The following is an 18,559-nucleotide window of genomic DNA, read 5'->3' as shown; positions in this document are numbered from 1 at the left end:
GCGCCAGGGCCAATCCGGGCGCGCCTGCAGATGGAGGAGATATCCCATGAAGCGTTTCGACAACAAGACGGTCGTCATCACCGGCGCAAGCCGCGGGATCGGCGCGGCGATAGCCGCCCGTTTTGCCCGCGAGGGCGCCAATCTCGTCGTCTCGGCCAATGAGGACCGGGTGCACGGCGTGGCCGAGAAGATCGTCGCGGACGGCGGCAAGGCGATCGCCTTCGTCGGCGACGTCACCAGCAAGGCGAGCGTCGTCGCGCTCTACGATGCGGCGGAAGCCGCCTTCGGATCGGTCGACGTGTCCATCCAGAATGCCGGCGTCATCACCATCGCCCGTGTCGAGGACCTGTCGGAAGGCGACTGGGACAAGGTGATGGCGGTGAACACCAAAGGCGTGTTTCTCTGCGCGCAGGAAGCCATCGCCCGCATCCGCAAGCATGGCCGCGGCGGGCGCATCATCAACACGGCCTCCGGCCAGGCCCGCGACGGCTTCATCTACACCCCCCATTATGCCGCCTCCAAGATGGGTGTCGTCGGCATCACCCAGAGCCTTGCCAAGGAGGTCGCGACCGACGGCATCACCGTCAACGCCTTCTGCCCCGGCATCATCGAGACCGACATGTGGGCCTATAACGACGAGGCCTGGGGCAAGCTGCTCGGCACCTATGCGCCGGGCGAACTGATGAAGGAATGGGTCGAGGGCATCCCGATGAAACGCGCCGGCTCCGGCGAAGACGTCGCCGGCCTCGTCACCTTCCTCGCCAGCGACGACGCCGCCTATATCACCGGGCAGACGATCAATGTCGACGGCGGCCTGATCATGTCCTGATAGCGGCTCGCGCCTGCATCGTCTGAGGACATTGGAAACCTAGCCGATCGGCTAGGTTTTTTCTTGCGTGCCGTCTGGTCCTCATGATAGTTAGTGATATGGCTAAGCATGAACCCGACCTTTCGCACCTGTTCCATGCGCTGGCGGATCCGACGCGACGGGCGATCCTGACCCGGCTGGCGGAGGGGCCGGCGCGGGTGACGGATCTCGCCGACCCCACCGGACTGCGCCTGCCGACCGTGATGAAGCACCTCGCGGTGCTGGAGGCGGCGGGCCTGATCGCCTCGGCCAAGGACGGCCGGGTCCGCACCTGCGCCCTTCGTCCGGGTGCCCTGGAGCCGGGCCGGCAATGGATCGAGGACCGGCGCGCGGCCTGGGAGGCCCGACTGGATCGGCTGGAAGCGCTTGTGATGCGCGGGATGGAGGAGCGTGAGACATGACGGACACACCGGAAACGACGGCCACAGGCGGCGGCGCCAGCCGCTTTGCGACACTGACGTTCGAGCGGATCATCGGCGCGCCGCGCGCGGTGCTCTGGGAGGCCTGGACCGCTCCCGCCCTGCGCGCCGTCTGGGCTTCGCCGTCGCCCGCGGTCGAGGTGACGTTTCTTCAGGCCGAGACGGGGATCGGCGGGCGCGAAATATCGCTCTGCAAGGTGGAGGGCGAGCCGGATCGGCGTTGCGATTGCCTCTGGCTGGAACTTGAGCCGGGATCGCGCAGCGTCAACACCGACGTCGTCTCGTCCGAGGGCGTGCCGCAGTCCTCGGCTCTGGTCACGGCCGATTTTGCCGATGCGAGCGACGGGCGCAGCAGGCTGGTGGTGACGGTGCAGCTCTCGGCGCGCGACGGGGCGATGGAGGACGGCTACCGGCAGGGCTTTTCCGCCGGGCTGGACAATCTCGTGTCTGCGGCCGAGCGGACCATGCTGCTGCGCCGGGAGATCCGGGCACCGCGGTCGGCGGTCTGGAACGCGTGGATGAACCCCGAGACCCTGCCGCTCTGGTGGGGCCCGGACGGTTTCTCCTGCCGCACAAAGCGAATCGACCTGCGCCCGGGCGGCGCATGGGTCTTCGACATGATCGGCCCGGACGGCACCGTCTACCCGAACCATCACCTCTATGGCGACATCGTTCCGCAGGAACGGCTCGGCTACACGCTTCTCTGGGGCGAGAACGGCCCGAAGCATGCCGACGCCTGGGCCGCCTTCGAGGAAAAGGACGGGGTGACGACCGTGACCCTGGGCATGGTCTTCAGCACGGCGGCGGAGTTTCAGGACGCGAAAGGCTTCGGCGCCGTGGAACTCGGCCAGCAGACGCTCGGCAAGCTCGAGCGCTTCGTGGCGGCCGCGCGCTGAAGCGCCTTTCCGGCGCACGGGCCGAAGGCTCGGGCCTGTCGCGCTGTGCCGCCGTGTTCAAGGCGCGGAGGTCAATTCGACCTTTTCCAGGCACCACAGGGCATCGACCCACGTCCGCTGGGCGGCGAGCGGGCCGGATGCGTTCCGTTTCGCGCTGAAAACCTTTCGGAGCGCCTTTGGCGGACGGCTCGCGATCGCGTTTTCGCCGACCCGGCACCGGTCTGGCCGCTGGAGACGTTCGAAACGCCGCCCGTGTATATGAGGCTGCACGGCGCGCCGAAGATCTATTCTTCGTCCTATGATGACGCAGAGATCGCGCGAATGCGCGACGCGCTCCGCGACGACACTGGCGCGTCTTCGACAATACGGCCTTAGGCGCCGCGATCGGGAACGCCCTGACGATGCGGCATCTGCCGGCATGAGAGCGTGTCCGGCCGACGACGGATCGCTTCGGCGCCCAGGCGCAGAACGATCTTTTCCGATCGCGAACCCGCGTCAGGTTTTCGTTGACGTTCTTCCGCTAGGATGCGCGCTGCATGCAGGTGGAAACGATGACACTCTGGAACAATCTTCTCGGCAACCTGGCCGTCGTGGCGATCTGCACGTCGCTGTTGACGTTCGGAAACCCGTGGTTTGCGCGCCTGCACCGCCGGGCACAGCCGCTGGCGCTCGGCATCATCATGGCGTGCGGCACCGCCTGCGTCATGCTGCTGCCGTTCCAGTTCCTCACCGGGGTCTATCTCGACCTGCGCTACACCTTCATCGGCATCAGCGCCTTTTTCGGCGGTCCGATCGCCGTCGTCCTGCCGCTCGTCACCGCACTGGCGATGCGGATCTCGGCCGGCGGCACCGGGGTCGCGACGGGCGTCGTCCACATTCTGCTGACCGCCGGCTCCTGCCTCATCCTCTGGCGTCTGACGAAAGCCGGAACGGTCACGGCCGGCAGGCTCGTCACCGTTGCCGGCGCGGTCGCCGCCAGCGGCACCGTCGGCTTCGTCTTCACGGTTGCGGTTTCGCGCTGGGGCGTCGTCTTTCCCGCGGTGGTCGCGCCCTTCGCGTCGGTCCTGTTCGTATCCACGACCTTTTCCGGCCTCGCCATTCTCCAGGAGCGGCGGCGCGTTCTCATCACCAACGAAAACAGGATCTACCGGGCGATCATCGAGGCGCTTCCCGATTGTCTGAACGCCAAGGACCTCGACGGACGCTTCATCGCTGCCAATCCCGCGACCGCCGCGCTGATGAAGGCGCCGTCGGTCTCGACGCTTCTCGGCAAGAGCGATGCGGACTTCTACCCGGCCGAGATTGCAGCAGAATTTCACGCCGTCGAGCAGGATCTGATCCGTCAGGGCAAGCCGCTGATGGTGGAGCAGAAATTCACCGGCCTCGACGGACGCGACGTCTGGCTGGCGACGCTGAAGGCGCCCATCCGCGACGAGCGGGGGATGATCACGGGCCTCGTGACGCACAACCGCGAAATCACCGAGCAGAAGCGCACCGAACTGGCGCTCGCCACCGCCCGGACGCGGCTGGCCGATGCGGTCTCCAACATGGCCGACGGGCTGGCCATGTTCGATGGGCGCGGCACGCTGCTGTTTCGCAACGAGCAATATCTCGCGCTGTTCCCGCTGACGGCGGATGTCCGCGATGTGGGCACGTCGCTGAAGGACGTGCTGCGGCTCTCCATCGAACGGGGTGAGGACCAGGCGGCATCCACCTGTCCGGAAGACACGGTGGAGCGCAGCTTTGCGACGTTCATGACGCCGGGAACCCGCCAGTTCCGCCTGGCCGACGGCCGCTGGATCGAGGCGCGCACCCGGCACGCCACGGATGGCGGAGCCATGATCGTCTTCACCGACGTCACCGCCGCCAAGGAGGCGGAGGTGGACCTGAAGGTGCTGAACACGCATCTCGCCGGGCTCGCCACCACGGATGCCCTGACCGGCCTCTCCAACCGCCGCGCCTTCGATCTGGCGCTCGACGAGATGACCCGGAAGGCAAAGGAGGCAGGCGAGGCAAACGAGGGTCTCGGCCTTCTGATGATCGATGTCGATCGCTTCAAGGCCTATAACGACACCTATGGACATCCCGCAGGCGATGCCTGCCTGAAGGCGATTGCCGCCTGTCTGGCCGAGGCGGCGAGCGTTCACCCGGATGCCGTCGTCGCGCGCTATGGCGGCGAGGAGATCGCCGTCATCCTGCCGGGCGTCGGGGAGGAACAGGCCCTGCACATCGCGGAACGGCTCTGCGCGGCCGTGCGTGGCCGGATGATGCCGCATGCCGGCAGCGACAAGGGCATCGTCACCGTCAGCATCGGCGTCGCTTTGTCGAGCCCGCATGGCGGGCAGCGCCGGGACGATCTTCTGACCGAGGCCGACAGCGGCCTCTACAGCGCCAAGGCGCTCGGGCGCGACCAGGTGCAACGCGCCGCACCCCAGGGCGCGCGTCGCAGGGCAAGGCGCTAGGCGGAGGCGTCTTGCGCAGTCGGAGCTTGCCCAAGCCTCCGGCAACCGGCCGTGACAGGCCGATCCTGAAATCGACATGATTTGAGGATGGATGCGCAGGGACGACGCTCGACGGACATCCCGCTCGATCCAGATTGGTTTTTCGACCTGATAACGCTATGTCGGGCAGCGCGGACCGACCATCGATCCCGAAACGCCGTCCACGATGAAAAGTCCTGCCCCATGAAGACGCTGCCATGAACCTTGCAAACCCGATCAGCGCCTATCTGCAGCGACGCGTGTCGTCGCTCAAGCCGCGCGCCTATGTTCTCGGCCTCAGCCCCTGGAAGGCGTTCATCCGGCATTGGCTTGCCGGCGAAACAGTCGTGCAGTGGAACAGGAATATGAGCCGGCTGAAATTCCACACGCTGGTGGCGCCGGCCCTGCGGCTGCGCAAGGGCTCCAAGGTCTATGTCTGGGGATACAAGATACCGGCCTTCGTCGAGGACTTCTGCGAGAAGCACGGGATCACGCTCATTCGCGTGGAGGACGGTTTTCTGCGCTCGATCGCGCTCGGCGCGACGAAGGCGCCACCGATCTCCCTCTGCTTCGATCGGGGCGGCATGTATTTCGATGCGACCCAGCCGTCGGATCTCGAGCAGATTCTTCAGACCTATGATTTTTCAGCCGATCCGGCCCTTCTCGACCGGGCCCGGCGCGGCATCGACAGCCTGGTCGCCTCGCGCCTGTCGAAGTACAATACGTCCAGGGACATCGACATCGCGTCCATCTATGGCCCGAAGACGCGCCGGCGCATTCTCGTCGTCGGGCAGGTCGAGGGCGATGCGTCGATCCTCAAAGGCTGCGATCGCAAGATCGACAACAACGATCTGGTGCGCGTCGCGGCGGCGGAAAATCCCGATGCCCAGATCATCTACAAGCCGCATCCGGAACTGCTGCACGGCACGCGGCCCTACCAGTCCGACCCGCGAGACGTGCGCCACCTCGCCATGATCCTCAAAGAGGACATCACGCTGGCCGACGCCTTCGAGACGGTGGATCACGTCTATACGATCACTTCGCTCTCGGGCTTCGAGGCGCTGATCCGCGGCATTCCCGTCACCTGTCTCGGCATGCCGTTCTATGCCGGCTGGGGCGCGACCGACGACCGGCAGCTGTGCCCGCGCCGGACAGTGAGACGCAGCACGACCGAGATCTTCGCCGCCGCCTACATCCTCTATCCGCGCTATTTCGATCCCTCGCTCCGAACGCAGCTCGATTTCGAAGGCGCGCTCGCTTTGCTCGCCGGCATGAGGCAGCGCCAGGGCGAAGCATCGGCAGAGGCCGGAAAGGTCCAGCGGCGCTGACCGGCCCGCGTGCCTGACGCGCCCGCGCGTGACGCCTCAGGCGGCGGACGCGTTTTCGCGGAGCGCGGGGTCGAGATCGTCGTCGAAGATCCGGAACTGGCTGCGACCGCCGGCCTTGGCGGCGTAGAGGGCGGTGTCGGCTCTGCGGAAGAGGGTCTCCGGGCTGGTGCCGTCGGCAAAGGCGATGCCGACCGATGCCCCGACCGTCACGGCGACACCCGCAGACGAAACGGTCTGGCGCAGGTCCTGCACGATGATCTGGCCGAGGAGGGGGACGAAGCGCGGCTCCTTGCCACCCTCGACGATGACGGCGAATTCATCGCCGCCGACCCGGGCGATCATGGATGCGTCGCCGAAAATGCGCGTCAGGCGGCCGGCGGCCTCCTTCAGGCAGTCGTCGCCGGCCGCATGGCCGAACGTGTCGTTCAGCGTCTTGAAGCCGTCGAGATCGATGAGGAAGAGGCAGGCGCCCGATCCCGACAGCGCGTCGGCCGTCGTCAATCCGGCGAGCTTCTCCTGAAACGCCGCGCGGTTGGACAGGCCCGTCATCACATCATGCGCCGCGAGATAGCGGATCCGGTCCAGCGCCAGTTTTTCCTCGGTGATGTCCTGCTTGGTGCCGAAGATCCTGACCGGCTCTCCCGCCTCGGACTCGACCGTTGCCGTGATCCGGATCCAGCGGTGATCGCCCCTCGCGGTGACGATCTCCGCGTCGAACCCGAACCCGCCGCCGGTCGCGATGGCCTGGCTTCGCAGCGCTTCGAGCCGCGCGAGCGAGGCGGGGGGATAAAGGCCGGTAATCTGCTCGCGCACCAGTTTCGAGCCGCGCGGCAGGTCGAAGATGTCGTAGACCACATCCGACCATTCCAGTTCGTTGCCCGGCAGGGCACAGACCCAGACGCCCGTGCGCGCAAGCGAGAGCGCCCGCGCAAAGGTTCCCCGCTGGTGGTCGAGAACCGAGATACGGTGTGACCGGACGGAGCCCTGGTCCCGCGCGCGGAGTTCGCAGCGCAGGCGTTCGATCTCGGCATGGCATTGCGCGATCGAGCCCGGCAGGTCCGGACCTTCTCCGGCGGATGACGCGAGCGAACTGCGATCAGCACCTCTCGTGTCGTCGTCAACTCCTGGGAACATCGCGCCTACGCCCTTGCATCATGCAGCTCCCGGGATGTTCGGCGATAGACCTTAAGACTTCGTCATGGACGATCCGTCGTGGCCGGATATCCCTAACAAGCCGTGCGAACCGGGCGGCAAGCCCGGTCGGTGCGTCCGGGCCTTAAAACGCGTCGCGATCGTTCCGATCTGCTCGCGGCGCCTCAGGCGAGCGCGAACAGGAGGCCGGCCAGGGCGAAGCCGATGAGGCCGACCAGGGTCTGCATGACGGTCCAGGTCTTGAAGGTCGTCTTGACGTCCATGTTGAAGAAGCGGCCGACGAGCCAGAAGCCGCTGTCGTTGACATGCGACAGCATGACGGAGCCGGAGGCGAGCGCGATGACGATGGCCGAAAGCTGCAGGCCCTGATAGCCCGCAGCCTGCACGGCCGGCTGGATGAGACCCGCCGCCGTGATGAGCGCGACCGTGGCCGAGCCCTGCGCGACGCGCAGCGCGGTCGCGACGAGAAAGCCCGCGACGAAGACCGGCAGGCCGATATCCGCCAGAGCGTCCGACAGGGCCGCACCGATGCCGGAGGCGCGCAGCACGCCGCCGAACATGCCGCCGGCGCCGGTGATGAGGATGATGGAGCAGACGGGACCGAGCGCCGAATCCAGAATGCGTTCGACCTCGATCGGGGTCCGGCCGCGCATCGGGCCGAGCACATAGCTTGCCACGAGAACGGAGATGAGCAGGGCCACCGGCGTCGCGCCGAGCGTCCGCGCAAGCTGGAACCAGGCGGCATCCTTGCTCACCCAGCCCTGCGCGCGGGCGAAATCGAGCCCGGTGTTCATGAAGATCAGCAGCAGCGGCAGGAGGAGCAGGGCAACGACGAGGCCGGGGCTCGGCGGACGCGCGCTATCTGTCGTCGCTCCGGAATCCTTCCCGTCCTTCGCGGAAAAGCTGTCGGGAACGGGCAGGATGATGCGCTTGCCGATCCAGGTGCCGAACATCTGTCCGGCGACGATCCAGGTGGGGATGGCAACCGCGAGACCGGCGAGGATGAGGAGACCGGCATCGGCGCCGAGAAGCTCGGCAGCCGCCACGGGCCCGGGATGCGGCGGCACGAAGACGTGCATAACGGAGAAGGCCGTGGCGACGGGAATGCCGTAGAGCAGCAGGCTGCCGCCGAGCCGGCGCGCGACGGTGAAGACCACCGGCAGCATGACGACGAGGCCGGCATCGAAGAAGATCGGAAAGCCGAAGATGAGCGAGGTGATGCCGAGCGCCATCGGCGCCCGCTTCTCGCCGAAGCGTGCGACGAGATCGTCGGCCAGCGCCTGCGCCCCGCCGGAGATCTCCAGCATGCGCCCGAGCATGGCGCCGAGGCCGACCAGAAGCGCGACCCCGCCCAGCGTGGAGCCGAAACCGTTCGTCATCGTCGTCAGGATATTGGCGGCGGGAATGCCCGCGGCGACGGCGGTGAGAAGGCTGACGAGAATGAGCGCGACGAAGGCATGCACGCGAAACTGGATGATCAGCAGCAACAGCAGCAGGACGGCGCCGACGGCGATCGAGATCAGCGCTCCGGCGCCCAGTGTTTGTTCAAATTCCGGCAATGGTCCACCCCTTGGCGTGCCCGACGACAGAACCGGGACGCATATCCTTGAGGGGTTTTTATAGGGCTCGAAATTGCAGCGGCAAGATGTAAGGCCCCCGGCCTATCCACCGACGGGTCGCTTTCGCCGCAAATATGGGGTCGGTTCAGGCTCTGGGCGAAATGACGCTCTCAGGAGCGAAGTCCGCAATCGGCCCAATGATGACCAAGGCAAGCAAGGCTTGCATCGAGCATGGTTGCCGAGCAAGATTAAGGCATGATCGTTACAGTAGCATTCGATGTTAAGAATCACGTTGAAGTGATGGAAGGCTGGCCCATTAAATTGGGTAACACAACCTTCTACTTGGAACGTGAAGGCAACGTACTGAAGCGCGTTTGTGTCTCATTTTCCGGCATAGACATCGCACAGGCACCGTATGTGCAGCCGGCCGGGTCGGAGGCGGAAATTCCGCATATCACGATACAGGGAGGTGAGCATGCCTCGCGCGCGCGGAAAAGCATCATGAATTGGCAGGCCGTCATAAGTGGCCAACAGATTGTAGACCTGGACTTCGACAATTACGAACTGCGCTTCCGCGCGGAGGACGTGAGTGAGGAAGCCAGCATCCATCTCAAGTCGTTTCGCTCGAACAACGGCAATGTTCTGAATCAGGAGTGCGATTTCGAACAGATCGGAAGGGCCTTTTGTGTGGGTCAAATTTCCGATGACCGAATTGAATCGACCTCGCATTTTCGCGAGGGGCGGCTAGCGTACGCTGCCAAGCGGTACGTCGACGCGTATAATAACATGTATCTGTTTCTGGAAACGCGATTCTGCGATGGAAAGACCGGCAACGAAAAGCAGACGGACCTCCTGTCGAAGCAACTGGAGCTTTGCCAAGCCATCGAGAACACCGCGATGGCGTTTGCCGCGCAAAAGTCGACCGGAGCGCCTGCATTCAATCTCTTCAATCCTGATGATACCACCCGCGAAAAGATTCGTACGTTGGTACTCCTGCGTGGAAAGCTGCGTCATCATTCGCTCAAGAGTCCGCAGCGCTGGGATCCGAACAAGCAAAATGAGTATGAAAGTGCAGCAAGATACCTGGGTGCTGTAGTCGGAGAAATCGTCACCAAGGAATCGCTTGATGACATTTACGTACCTGCTGTACTTCAGTCGTTCCGCGAAATCTCGGTCGCTACAGGTCATGAGACGAAGATCAAGGTGAGAACACATAGGCTCAACAGGGAGCGAATGCTGGAGTTGGACATGAGCTATCCGACGATGGTCTTATCCAGCAAGCTTTGCCTTTCGGCACTCCGAAGTGCTGTGCAAGCATGTGAAGAGGATGGGCAACTCGGCGATACGGTTCGATTACAAGCGTCGAGCAGCCGTTCCGAACTTGAGCTGTTTTCGTTGGATTTCGATGTTTGGGCCTACACCCAGAGTAGAGCTATCGAAGTGAAAGACCCTATCGTCTCAGTCTGGTGCGGGTTCGAGCATTATCAGGCCGGGGTCATCGTCCGGCATGAGTTTTCGATTCCCGTTCCGGGCAGCAAGCTTTCGATCCCAGAAGTGTGGGAGCTGCTGCGAAAATGTTTCGACCATATAGAGGAAAGGAACCCAACGACGCGGGTCATGAGCCTAAAACTGTATTTGCAAAAATGGGACAAAGCTTTTGCCGCATATCGCGTAGGAGTCCAGGTCAACAACTGATCTCGGGGCGTTTCATGAGTTTGGTCGCACGGTAGCTTTCAACGATAATGATTCATAGGAAGACACCTCGCTAGCGATCCCAATACAGACAACACTAGGCTTGGAGCCGATGGCAGCTTCTGGCGCAAAGCGGACGTCCCAACTGGACGAAAGACTGTTTGGGACAGTCTTCAGCCCCTACACATCAAAGCTTTCCGGCACTAAAATTCACGACGGTTCAATTGAGACAACAGCCGGGTGCTTAAAGTGCCATTCCGCCCCGTACCGGAACCGACCCCAATATCGTCTCAGATATCGAACAGGACGTAGCTCTCTTCAATATTCGCGGTGTTGGGGGAGGGGGCGTCCGGCGCGCCTTCGTGGCCGAGCAGCAGCGCCAGTTCCGCCTCGTCTTCGCCGAATTGCTGCACGATGCGTTCGGCTTCCCCGGGGCTGACGGAATAGGTCTCGATGATCGCGTCCACGGCTGCGGGGTGGCTGTTCTGCGTGCTGTCCATGACATTCTCCTTTGCGAGAACAACGGATGGGCGCCCGATGCGTTCCATGTTCGGCGTCCCCTGCCGGCGGCGCATGTCGGTGGACGCGTCGGGGTCGGGTCGTCGGCCGTCGTCCTTGAAAAAATCCGCAGTTTTGCACGGATACCCTCTTGATACGCTTTTGGGGCATGCCCATCTCGCCTTCAACCCGCTGGTCCGGGCCCCTCTGGCGAGAGCTCCGGCGCTCTTGCGATGTCGGACCCTTTTCCCGACACCGCGCCGGCAGAGGTTTCTCCGATGGATCTTGCGTTTCTCTTTTTCGACTGGCTGGGCAAGCCGGTCTGGATGTGGGCCGGCTTTCTCGGCATCGTCATCGCCCTTCTCACCTTCGATCTCGGCGTTTTGCACAAGGAGAACAGGGAGATCGAGGTGAGCGAAAGCCTGCGGCTCTCCGCGCTTTACATCTCGCTCGGCCTCGCCTTCGGCGGCTGGGTCTGGTGGTATCTCGGCGCCGACTCCGGTCTGGCCTATATGACTGGCTTCGTGGTCGAGAAGACGCTGGCCCTCGACAACGTCTTCGTCATCGCTCTGATCTTCTCCTTCTTCGCCGTACCCCGGCTCCATCAGCACCGCGTGCTGTTCTGGGGCATTCTCGGCGTCATCGTGCTGCGCGCCATCATGATCGGCGTCGGCGCGACGCTGGTGGCCGAGTTCTCCTGGCTGCTCTATGTCTTTGCCGCCTTCCTCGTCTTCACCGGCGTGAAGATGCTGGTGATGAAGGACGCCGAGCCGGATATTGCCAGAAACCCGCTCGTGCGCTGGATGCGCCGCCGCTTCAACGTGACCGAGACGCACCAGGGCGAGCGCTTCTTCGTGCGCCAGCCCCATCCGGTGACAGGCAGGACGGTCCTGTTCGTGACGCCGCTGTTCCTGTCGCTGGTGCTGATCGAGGTCGCCGACGTCATCTTCGCGGTCGACTCGGTTCCGGCCATCTTCGCCATCACCACCGATCCGTTCATCGTCTACACCTCCAACATTTTCGCGATCCTCGGCCTGCGCGCGCTCTACTTCGCCTTGGCCGCAATGATCCACCGTTTCAAATATCTGAAGCCGGCGCTGGCCGTGGTGCTGATCTTCATCGGCTCCAAGGTGTTCCTTGCCGATCTCCTGGGTCTTGAAAAATTCCCCGCCGCCCTGTCGCTCGGCATCACCTTCGCCATCATCGCGAGCGGCGTCGTCTGGAGCCTCGCAAAGACGCGCGATGCGAAGGCCCGGTAATCGATGATCGGATAATCGAAGATCGGGTAATCGAAGATCGGCCGGGCCCGCCGGATCGGGCATCCCCACCCGGCGGGCCGTCCACATCTCGGGCGCGCGCTTACTCCCGGGTCTTTTCCGGGGAGGGGCCAAGCGCGAGCGTGCGTTTCAGGCTTTCGTTCTCGGCCTGAAGCGCCGCGATGCGGTCGTTCAGCCGCTGGACCGTTTCGGCCACGTCGGCCGCATCGATCTTCTGGGGGATATGCTGCGGGCAGTTCACGTCCCAGGCCTCGACCTCGAACAGGATGGCCTGTTCCGGCCGGGCGCGATAGCCTTCCGGCATCAACCGGTCGATCAGCGCGGGATCATCGGCGACGACGCGGGCGCGGCCCCAGAGCTTGATCCGGCGGCGATGGGCGTAGTCCATCAGGAACAGGAACGCCTTGTCGTTTTCCGCCAGGTTTCCGGTCGAGACATATTGCCGGTTGCCGGCATAGTCGGCAAAGCCGAGCGTCTTGCCGTCGATCACCCGTATGAACCCTTTCGGGCCGCCGCGGTGCTGGGCATAGGGCTGTCCCGCGGCATTGGCGGTCGCCAGATAGGCCGTGTCGACACCGTCGAGGAAGGTCGCGAGATCCCGCGTGATCGCCGTGCGGAAGCCGCCATCCTCTTCCATCCTGGCATAGGCAGACCGCGAGCCGCGCGCAGCCTGAAGAGCCTTCACCGTCGGCGTGAAGGCGATATCGCTCGAGGCCGTCATCGGTTCATCCTTTCGCATCGAGCCGGAGGCCCCTCGGCGTCCGGTGCACCCTGTCTAGACCATTGCGGAAAGCGGCAGTATCTGCGACGTTGACAAGTCTTCCTTCCGTTTTATGGAATGCTCTCCGATGGACCGCTTCGAAGCCATGCGCACCTTGCTGGCCGCCATCGACGGGGGCAGCCTGTCGGCGGCCTCGCGCAGCCTCGGCGTGCCGCTACCGACCGTCAGCCGCCGCGTCTCCGACCTCGAAGCGCATCTGCGGGCGCAGCTGGTCGTGCGCACCAGCCGCAAACTGCTGCTGACGGAGGCGGGAGAGGCCTATGTCGCCGCCTGCCGGCGCGTGCTCGACGAGCTGGACGCGGCGGAGCGTGCGGCGACCGGCGAATTTCGCACGCCGCGCGGCGACATGCTGATTACGGCGCCGATCCTGTTCGGGCGCATGCATGTCGAGCCGGTCGTGCTCGATTTCCTGAAAGCCTATCCGGAGATCAATGTGCGGCTGGCGCTGTCGGATCATGTGCTCGATCTTGTCGAGACCCATGTCGATCTCGCGGTGCGGATCGGCCCGCTGCCGGACAGCCGCCTCAAGGCGACGCGGCTCGGCGCGGTGCGCTGGGTCACCTGTGCGAGCCCCGCTTATCTCGCCGCGCGCGGCGCACCTCAAAGCCTCGAGGCGCTCGCCGGGCATGACTGCATCGCCTTCGACCGGCTGTCCGCCGGCGCCGTCTGGCTGTTTCGCGGCGATAGGGAGGGGGGCAGGGCCGGGCAGAGCGAGACCATCGCCGTGCCCATCCGGCCGCGCTTTGCGGTCGACACCGCCGATGGCGCCATCGATGCGGCGCTGGCCGGTGCCGGTATCGCCCGCATCCTCTCCTATCAGGCGGCGACCGCGCTTGCCGATGGCCGGCTGGTCGTGGTGCTGGAGGACGCTCAGCCGGAGCCGCTGCCGGTGCATCTCGTGCATCTGGGACAGGCGATCATGCCGCTGAAGATGCGCGCCTTTGCGGACTTCGCGACGCCGCGGCTGCGGGCCTGCCTGGCAAACCCGCCGGGGGCGTGACGCTCGCCTACCAGCGGAGCCAGAAGCGCCCCATCAGCCCGCCGAGCATCGTGCAGAGCACGATGCCGAGCGTGTACCAGAGGGCGACGAAGGGGAGGCCGTTTTCGATGCAGCCCCAGCTGTAGATCCAGGCGCCGAGCGCACCGGCGGCAAGGCCGGCAACGGTGCCGGCAAGGGTGGGGGAGGTGGGTGCGCTTCGGCGCAGGAACCAGAAGGTCGCCGCCAGCAGCGGCGCGCCGGTCGCAAGGATGATCAGCGGGCAATAGAGTGCGGAAATGCCCATCACCAGCCGGTGGCTTTCGTCCGGGGAGGCCGCCTGCCGCATCTGCAGGACGGCGAGCGCGACCAGCAGCGCATAGACGATCGCGACCTTCAGCGCGCCGCCGAGCGGCCGGCCGCCGGGCCGCGCGACGGTGAGCAGGGCACCGAGGCCGATGAGGCCGAGCAGCAGCGGATAGGCGGACTTGACCCAGAAGGCGGGCACGAAGACGGCCGCGCCAAGATCCGGCCGCAGCCCGTGGCCGAACAGAATGAGGCAAGCCGAGAGCGCCAGTCCGGGCACCAAGGCGCGGGCGAGAAGGCCTGCGAGCGCGTGCCTGCGCACCGGCCGGAGATCGCGCACGAGGTCCTCGATCAGTTCATTCGTCTTTGTCATGATCGCCTCTCAATCGTGCCGCCAGTGCCTTGATCCCTCTGTGAATGCCGACCTTGACCATGCTTTCGGACCGTCCCGCATGCAGCGCGGCCTCGGTGATCGACCGGCCGTCGAGCCGCACGTGCCGGATCGCCTCCGCCTGCCAGGCGGGAAGACCGGCAAGCAGCCGCTGAATGTCCATCTGCGCGGACACCGCATCCTCGCGGTAGCCGTCCGGCATCTCGTCCACCGCCTCGAGCCCCACATGGCCGCGACCGCCCGTCCTGCGGTGATGATCCACCAGCTTGTGGCGGGCGATGGTGAAGAACCAGGCCGTGAACGGCCGGTCGCGATCATAGGTGATCCGGCGCTGGTGCAGCGCCAGCAGCGTCTCCTGCACCAGATCGTCCACCTCGCTCCTGTCCGACCGTCCGAGGCGCCTTCCATAGTAGCGCTCCAGCAGGTGTCGCAGCACGTCGAGCAGGCAGCGATAGGCCGCCTCGTCCCCGTCGAGGGACAAGAGCATCAGCACCTTCAACTCGGACTCGGTCACATCTGGCATGTCTCTGAAGGGCTCATACGGGGAAACGTCGAAACGGTTACAGCGCTTTTCGAAAAAAGCGAGCGAATTTCCAGCGTGATCACGTCCGCGTGATGGCTGTAACCGGATCGGGCTTCCGTCCGAATGAGCTTTCCGTGAGCATCGACGCAGTCCGCGTCCTGCACCTCAAGAGGAGATCCATCATGACCCATCGCATCATCGCCGTCACCGCCGCCGCATTTCTCGGCCTCGCTCTCTCGTTCGGCGCGGCGCAGGCCGAAACCGCCACCGACGCCATGAAGAAGCCGGACGCGATGAAGACGGACAGCATGAAGACCGATGCCATGAAGCCCGCCGCCATGAAAAACGATGCCATGAAACCGGATGCCATGAAGGGCACCAAGGCCGACTGCGCCCACAAGGCGGGCATGGAAAAGGACAGCATGAAGAAGGCCGACATGATGAAGGACTGCGACGCCATGTAGGCATCGCCGCCGCAGTGATCCTCGTCGTTCCCCGCTTCGTACACGATATCACGAGCCGGGGAACGACGGTTCCGGCCCGCCTTCACATCCGCAAGGCAGGGCCTGGAGATCGTCCCGATATCGCCGACCTCGGAGGGAACGTCATGTTCGGCTCATCTTCCACCCCATCCGGCCAGCGGACGCTGATCCGCCGTCACAGCCTGACCGTGCGCCTGTCGCACTGGCTGAACGTGCTCGCCATGACGGTGCTGCTCTTCAGCGGATTGCAGATCTTCAATGCGCATCCCTCGCTCTATTGGGGCCAGTACGGTGCCGACGACGATCCGGCCGTGCTCTCCCTGCAGGCCGTCGACAATGACGGCGCGCTGAAGGGCGTGACGCGCATCGGCAGCCTCTCGCTTGACACCACGGGCGTGCTCGGCGTGTCCACTGTCGATGGCGAGCCGACCGTGCGCGGCTTTCCGGCCTGGATCACGCTCCCGAGCTATCAGGATCTCGCCACCGGCCGGCGCTGGCACTTCTTCTTCGCCTGGGCCTTCGTTCTCAACGGTCTGGTCTATCTCGCCTATGGCCTGGTCTCGCGTCATTTCCGGCGCGACCTCCTGCCGACCCGAGCCGAGCTGGCGCCTTCCCATCTCGGGCACGAGATCGCCGACCATGCCCGGCTGCGGTTTCCCACGGGCGAAAAGGCGCGGCATTACAATGCGCTTCAGAAGCTCACCTATCTCGCCGTCATCTTCCTGATGCTTCCCGGCATGATCCTGACCGGCCTGACCATGTCGCCGGGCTTCAACGCCTTTGCGCCCTGGCTGCTGGATCTTTTCGGCGGCCGGCAGTCGGCCCGCACGCTGCATTTCCTCTTCGCCACCTCACTCGTTGCTTTCGTGCTCGTCCATATCGCGATGGTGCTCGCCTCCGGCGTCGTCAACAACATGCGCTCGATGATCACCGGTCGTTACGCGATCCGCACGGAACCATCGCCGGCATCGGCGTCAATAGCATCGGAGATCGCGCCATGACCAGCCTTCTGACCCGCCGCCGGTTTCTGATCGGCTCGACGCTCACCGCCTCGGCCCTCGGCCTGACCGGCTGCGACGGGCTTGCGGAGGATGGCAACGTCCAGTCCGTCATCCGCATGGCCGAGCGCCTGACCATGGGAACGCAGCGCTTTCTCATCGGCGATACGGCACTCGCCCGCGAGTTTCGCGCCGAAGATCTCTCGCCGACCTTCCGCGCCAATGGCAGCACCATGCCGGACGGTGCCGAGTACCAGGCGCTGCTCGCCGGCGGATTTGCACAATGGCAGCTGAAGATCGGCGGGCTGGTCGAGCATCCGGCTAGCCTGTCGCTTGCCGCCCTGAAGGCGATGCCGGCGCGCACGCAGATCACGCGGCACGATTGCGTCGAGGGCTGGAGCGCCATCGGCCAGTGGACCGGCGTGCCGCTCGGCGCGGTGCTGAAGGCCGCGGGCCTGAAGAAGGAGGCCCGCTACATCGTGTTCCATTGTGCCGACGAATACGAAAAGACGCTCGACGGCAGCGGCTGGTATTACGAGAGCATCGACCTCGTCGATGCCTTCCACCCCCAGACCATCCTTGCCTATGCCATGAACGGCCGCGATCTCGAAGTGCCGCACGGCGCGCCGCTGCGGCTGAGGGTCGAGCGGCAACTCGGCTACAAGCAGGCGAAATATCTCATGCGCATCGAGGCCGTCGCCGATCTGAAGACGTTCTATGGCGGCAATGGCGGCTTCTGGGAGGATCGCGGCTACGAATGGTATGCCGGGATCTGACGGACCCTTGATGAATGTGTTTTCGTTCGTTTTTTCGGGAGATGGATTGTCATTTCTCCCAGAGAGACGCCCAGCGGAACCGGTGGATAACCCCCCGCATGCGCCGGACCTGACGACAGTGGATGAATAAGGAATGACACATGACCTACGTCTCGAACATCAGCACCGCAGCGCTCGCCGGTATCGCCCTGGCGGCCCTGCTCGGCACGACCGTCCAGGCGGCCGACCAGATCCGCGTGCGCGGCACCGTGGAAAGCCTTGAGGGCAACACGCTGTCGGTCAAGACCCGCGAGGGGACCGACGCGACGATCCTGCTGAAGGACGGCTGGAAGGTTTCCAGCGTCGCCAAGGCCTCGATCGACGACATCAAGACCGGCGATTTCGTCGGCATCGCCTCGCTGCCGACGGCGGAGGGCGGCGACGGCGCGCTCGAAGTGCTGATCTTCCCCGCGGCCATGAAGGGCACGGGCGAGGGGAGCTATGCCTGGGATCTGAAGCCCAACAGCTCCATGACCAACGCCACCGTCGCCAATGCCGTCAAGGCGGTGGACGGCCAGACGGTGACCGTGACCTACAAGGGCAAGGAAAAGAAGATCTCCATTCCCGCGGGCACGCCGGTCGTCACCTTCGCGCCGGCCGTCGAGGCGGACCTGAAGAGCGGTGCGACCGTGTTCGTCCCGTCCGAGAAAGCCGCCGACGGCACGATCTCCAGCAGTCGCGTCGTGGTCGGCACCAATGGCGTCCAGCCGCCGATGTAAGGCGCAATCGACGTCAAGCGGCCGCCCGGTCTAGTCCCTGATCTCGATCCCCGCCTCGTGCGCGGCGGCGATGAAGGACAGCCGGGCGGCTTCCGCCGACTTTTTGCCCTTCATCGCGGCCTCGAGCGTCAGAAGCGCGGCGTCGAGCGCCGGCCCGTCTTCCAGAGGCCAGTCTTCGATCAGGGCCCAGGAGGCCTGCTGATTGTTGGTGATGGTGGTGAACGTGCCGGGTCCTTCCAGCGCGAGCGACACACCCTTGTTCCAGTCATTGCTCAAGCGATCGTCTCCAGATGCGGGTAAAATCCGCCTTCTAGAGCAAATCCCGCGACAGTGCGACGCGCTTTTGCATCCGGAGCTGCGTGAAAACAAGGGCTCGATCGGCCGGGAGGACGGCTTCTC

The 18,559-nt window shown here is 64.7% G+C and carries 20 protein-coding genes; 13 read left to right on the top strand and 7 right to left on the bottom strand.

The window, feature by feature from the left end; all coding sequences use genetic code 11:
* The first annotated feature begins 46 nt into the window (after positions 1-46).
* The 6 genes from ASG39_RS22270 to ASG39_RS22250 all read left to right on the top strand — a co-directional run bounded on the left by ASG39_RS22270 (position 47) and on the right by ASG39_RS22250 (position 5,991).
* Positions 47-829, top strand: coding sequence for an SDR family oxidoreductase (locus ASG39_RS22270; RefSeq protein ID WP_062597158.1), 783 nt, complete (start codon positions 47-49; stop codon positions 827-829).
* A gap of 98 nt (positions 830-927) precedes the next feature.
* Positions 928-1,269 carry a metalloregulator ArsR/SmtB family transcription factor gene (locus ASG39_RS22265; RefSeq protein WP_062597157.1) on the top strand — a complete coding sequence of 114 codons (342 nt, stop codon included), beginning with the start codon at positions 928-930 and terminating at the stop codon, positions 1,267-1,269.
* Positions 1,266-2,183, top strand: a complete 918-nt coding sequence (locus ASG39_RS22260; RefSeq protein WP_062597156.1) for an SRPBCC family protein — start codon at positions 1,266-1,268, stop codon at positions 2,181-2,183. The genes ASG39_RS22265 and ASG39_RS22260 overlap by 4 nt, the downstream gene beginning before the upstream one ends.
* Positions 2,184-2,226: 43 nt before the next feature.
* On the top strand, positions 2,227-2,445 hold the full coding sequence (locus ASG39_RS24620; protein WP_244481320.1) for a DUF72 domain-containing protein: 219 nt from the start codon (positions 2,227-2,229) through the stop codon (positions 2,443-2,445).
* Between the two features lie 289 nt (positions 2,446-2,734).
* The gene (locus ASG39_RS22255; protein ID WP_162242472.1) at positions 2,735-4,645 is read left to right on the top strand and encodes a diguanylate cyclase; all 1,911 of its coding nucleotides are present in this window, start codon (positions 2,735-2,737) and stop codon (positions 4,643-4,645) included.
* 236 nt (positions 4,646-4,881) lie between these two features.
* Positions 4,882-5,991: a beta-3-deoxy-D-manno-oct-2-ulosonic acid transferase gene (locus ASG39_RS22250; protein ID WP_082477434.1), complete on the top strand. Its 1,110-nt coding sequence runs from the start codon at positions 4,882-4,884 to the stop codon at positions 5,989-5,991.
* 36 nt (positions 5,992-6,027) lie between these two features.
* On the opposite strand, the gene ASG39_RS22245 is transcribed toward ASG39_RS22250, so the two are convergent.
* Together ASG39_RS22245 and ASG39_RS22240 are read right to left on the bottom strand one after the other, a co-directional pair.
* Positions 6,028-7,125: a diguanylate cyclase gene (locus ASG39_RS22245; RefSeq protein WP_062597154.1), complete on the bottom strand. Its 1,098-nt coding sequence runs from the start codon at positions 7,123-7,125 to the stop codon at positions 6,028-6,030.
* Between the two features lie 182 nt (positions 7,126-7,307).
* Positions 7,308-8,702: a gluconate:H+ symporter gene (locus ASG39_RS22240; RefSeq protein ID WP_062597153.1), complete on the bottom strand. Its 1,395-nt coding sequence runs from the start codon at positions 8,700-8,702 to the stop codon at positions 7,308-7,310.
* Between the two features lie 255 nt (positions 8,703-8,957).
* On the opposite strand from ASG39_RS22240, the gene ASG39_RS22235 reads away from it, so the two are divergent.
* Entirely contained in the window at positions 8,958-10,397 is a 1,440-nt protein-coding gene (locus ASG39_RS22235) for a hypothetical protein (RefSeq protein WP_062597152.1), read from the top strand.
* Positions 10,398-10,684: 287 nt separating this feature from the next.
* Here ASG39_RS22235 and ASG39_RS22230 read toward each other — a convergent pair whose 3' ends face one another.
* On the bottom strand, positions 10,685-10,894 hold the full coding sequence (locus ASG39_RS22230) for a hypothetical protein (RefSeq protein ID WP_156468243.1): 210 nt from the start codon (positions 10,892-10,894) through the stop codon (positions 10,685-10,687).
* 276 nt (positions 10,895-11,170) lie between these two features.
* Here ASG39_RS22230 and ASG39_RS22225 point away from each other — a divergent pair, with 276 nt between their 5' ends.
* Positions 11,171-12,151 carry a TerC family protein gene (locus tag ASG39_RS22225; RefSeq protein ID WP_062597283.1) on the top strand — a complete coding sequence of 327 codons (981 nt, stop codon included), beginning with the start codon at positions 11,171-11,173 and terminating at the stop codon, positions 12,149-12,151.
* A 100-nt stretch (positions 12,152-12,251) separates the two neighbouring features.
* On the opposite strand, the gene ASG39_RS22220 is transcribed toward ASG39_RS22225, so the two are convergent.
* The gene (locus tag ASG39_RS22220) at positions 12,252-12,890 is read right to left on the bottom strand and encodes a pyridoxamine 5'-phosphate oxidase family protein (protein WP_244481312.1); all 639 of its coding nucleotides are present in this window, start codon (positions 12,888-12,890) and stop codon (positions 12,252-12,254) included.
* 127 nt (positions 12,891-13,017) lie between these two features.
* Between ASG39_RS22220 and ASG39_RS22215 the strand changes: the two genes are divergently transcribed.
* Positions 13,018-13,950, top strand: a complete 933-nt coding sequence (locus tag ASG39_RS22215; RefSeq protein ID WP_062597149.1) for a LysR family transcriptional regulator — start codon at positions 13,018-13,020, stop codon at positions 13,948-13,950.
* A 7-nt stretch (positions 13,951-13,957) separates the two neighbouring features.
* Here the strand turns inward: ASG39_RS22215 and ASG39_RS22210 are convergent, their stop codons facing one another.
* Positions 13,958-14,605, bottom strand: a complete 648-nt coding sequence (locus tag ASG39_RS22210) for a DUF1109 domain-containing protein (RefSeq protein ID WP_082477433.1) — start codon at positions 14,603-14,605, stop codon at positions 13,958-13,960.
* On the bottom strand, positions 14,589-15,146 hold the full coding sequence (locus ASG39_RS22205; protein WP_062597148.1) for a sigma-70 family RNA polymerase sigma factor: 558 nt from the start codon (positions 15,144-15,146) through the stop codon (positions 14,589-14,591). The genes ASG39_RS22210 and ASG39_RS22205 overlap by 17 nt, the downstream gene beginning before the upstream one ends.
* A 182-nt stretch (positions 15,147-15,328) precedes the next feature.
* Between ASG39_RS22205 and ASG39_RS22200 the strand changes: the two genes are divergently transcribed.
* The 4 genes from ASG39_RS22200 to ASG39_RS22185 all read left to right on the top strand — a co-directional run bounded on the left by ASG39_RS22200 (position 15,329) and on the right by ASG39_RS22185 (position 18,160).
* Complete coding sequence (locus ASG39_RS22200; RefSeq protein ID WP_062597147.1) at positions 15,329-15,610, top strand: pentapeptide MXKDX repeat protein; 282 nt, start codon at positions 15,329-15,331, stop codon at positions 15,608-15,610.
* 143 nt (positions 15,611-15,753) lie between these two features.
* Positions 15,754-16,629, top strand: coding sequence for a cytochrome b/b6 domain-containing protein (locus tag ASG39_RS22195; RefSeq protein WP_062597281.1), 876 nt, complete (start codon positions 15,754-15,756; stop codon positions 16,627-16,629).
* On the top strand, positions 16,626-17,402 hold the full coding sequence (locus ASG39_RS22190) for a molybdopterin-binding protein (protein WP_062597146.1): 777 nt from the start codon (positions 16,626-16,628) through the stop codon (positions 17,400-17,402). Before ASG39_RS22195 ends, ASG39_RS22190 begins: the two co-directional genes overlap by 4 nt.
* Before the next feature lie 140 nt (positions 17,403-17,542).
* Positions 17,543-18,160 (top strand): hypothetical protein, encoded by a 618-nt coding sequence (locus ASG39_RS22185; protein ID WP_062597145.1) that lies wholly within the window; start codon positions 17,543-17,545, stop codon positions 18,158-18,160.
* A gap of 30 nt (positions 18,161-18,190) precedes the next feature.
* Here the strand turns inward: ASG39_RS22185 and ASG39_RS22180 are convergent, their stop codons facing one another.
* A complete protein-coding gene (locus ASG39_RS22180) occupies positions 18,191-18,436 on the bottom strand; it encodes a DUF982 domain-containing protein (RefSeq protein WP_062597144.1) in 246 nt (81 codons plus the stop codon).
* Between the last annotated feature and the right edge of the window lie 123 nt (positions 18,437-18,559).

The organism is Rhizobium sp. Leaf371, from assembly GCF_001424045.1.
GTDB lineage: Bacteria > Pseudomonadota > Alphaproteobacteria > Rhizobiales > Rhizobiaceae > Ferranicluibacter.
This window is presented reverse-complemented; position numbering and strand designations above follow the sequence as displayed.

Excerpts from the sequence above, each read along its gene's own strand:
- ASG39_RS22190 (WP_062597146.1), top strand. The coding sequence starts at position 16,626 with ATGACCAGCCTTCTGACCCGCCGCCGGTTTCTGATCGGCTCGACGCTC.
- ASG39_RS22245 (WP_062597154.1), bottom strand. The coding sequence starts at position 7,125 with ATGTTCCCAGGAGTTGACGACGACACGAGAGGTGCTGATCGCAGTTCG.
- ASG39_RS22270 (WP_062597158.1), top strand. The coding sequence starts at position 47 with ATGAAGCGTTTCGACAACAAGACGGTCGTCATCACCGGCGCAAGCCGC.
- ASG39_RS22215 (WP_062597149.1), top strand. The coding sequence starts at position 13,018 with ATGGACCGCTTCGAAGCCATGCGCACCTTGCTGGCCGCCATCGACGGG.
- ASG39_RS22255 (WP_162242472.1), top strand. The coding sequence starts at position 2,735 with ATGACACTCTGGAACAATCTTCTCGGCAACCTGGCCGTCGTGGCGATC.
- ASG39_RS22225 (WP_062597283.1), top strand. The coding sequence starts at position 11,171 with ATGGATCTTGCGTTTCTCTTTTTCGACTGGCTGGGCAAGCCGGTCTGG.
- ASG39_RS22250 (WP_082477434.1), top strand. The coding sequence starts at position 4,882 with ATGAACCTTGCAAACCCGATCAGCGCCTATCTGCAGCGACGCGTGTCG.
- ASG39_RS22230 (WP_156468243.1), bottom strand. The coding sequence starts at position 10,894 with ATGGACAGCACGCAGAACAGCCACCCCGCAGCCGTGGACGCGATCATC.
- ASG39_RS22195 (WP_062597281.1), top strand. The coding sequence starts at position 15,754 with ATGTTCGGCTCATCTTCCACCCCATCCGGCCAGCGGACGCTGATCCGC.
- ASG39_RS22235 (WP_062597152.1), top strand. The coding sequence starts at position 8,958 with ATGATCGTTACAGTAGCATTCGATGTTAAGAATCACGTTGAAGTGATG.
- ASG39_RS22205 (WP_062597148.1), bottom strand. The coding sequence starts at position 15,146 with ATGCCAGATGTGACCGAGTCCGAGTTGAAGGTGCTGATGCTCTTGTCC.
- ASG39_RS22185 (WP_062597145.1), top strand. The coding sequence starts at position 17,543 with ATGACCTACGTCTCGAACATCAGCACCGCAGCGCTCGCCGGTATCGCC.
- ASG39_RS22200 (WP_062597147.1), top strand. The coding sequence starts at position 15,329 with ATGACCCATCGCATCATCGCCGTCACCGCCGCCGCATTTCTCGGCCTC.
- ASG39_RS22265 (WP_062597157.1), top strand. The coding sequence starts at position 928 with ATGGCTAAGCATGAACCCGACCTTTCGCACCTGTTCCATGCGCTGGCG.
- ASG39_RS22260 (WP_062597156.1), top strand. The coding sequence starts at position 1,266 with ATGACGGACACACCGGAAACGACGGCCACAGGCGGCGGCGCCAGCCGC.
- ASG39_RS22210 (WP_082477433.1), bottom strand. The coding sequence starts at position 14,605 with ATGACAAAGACGAATGAACTGATCGAGGACCTCGTGCGCGATCTCCGG.
- ASG39_RS22220 (WP_244481312.1), bottom strand. The coding sequence starts at position 12,890 with ATGACGGCCTCGAGCGATATCGCCTTCACGCCGACGGTGAAGGCTCTT.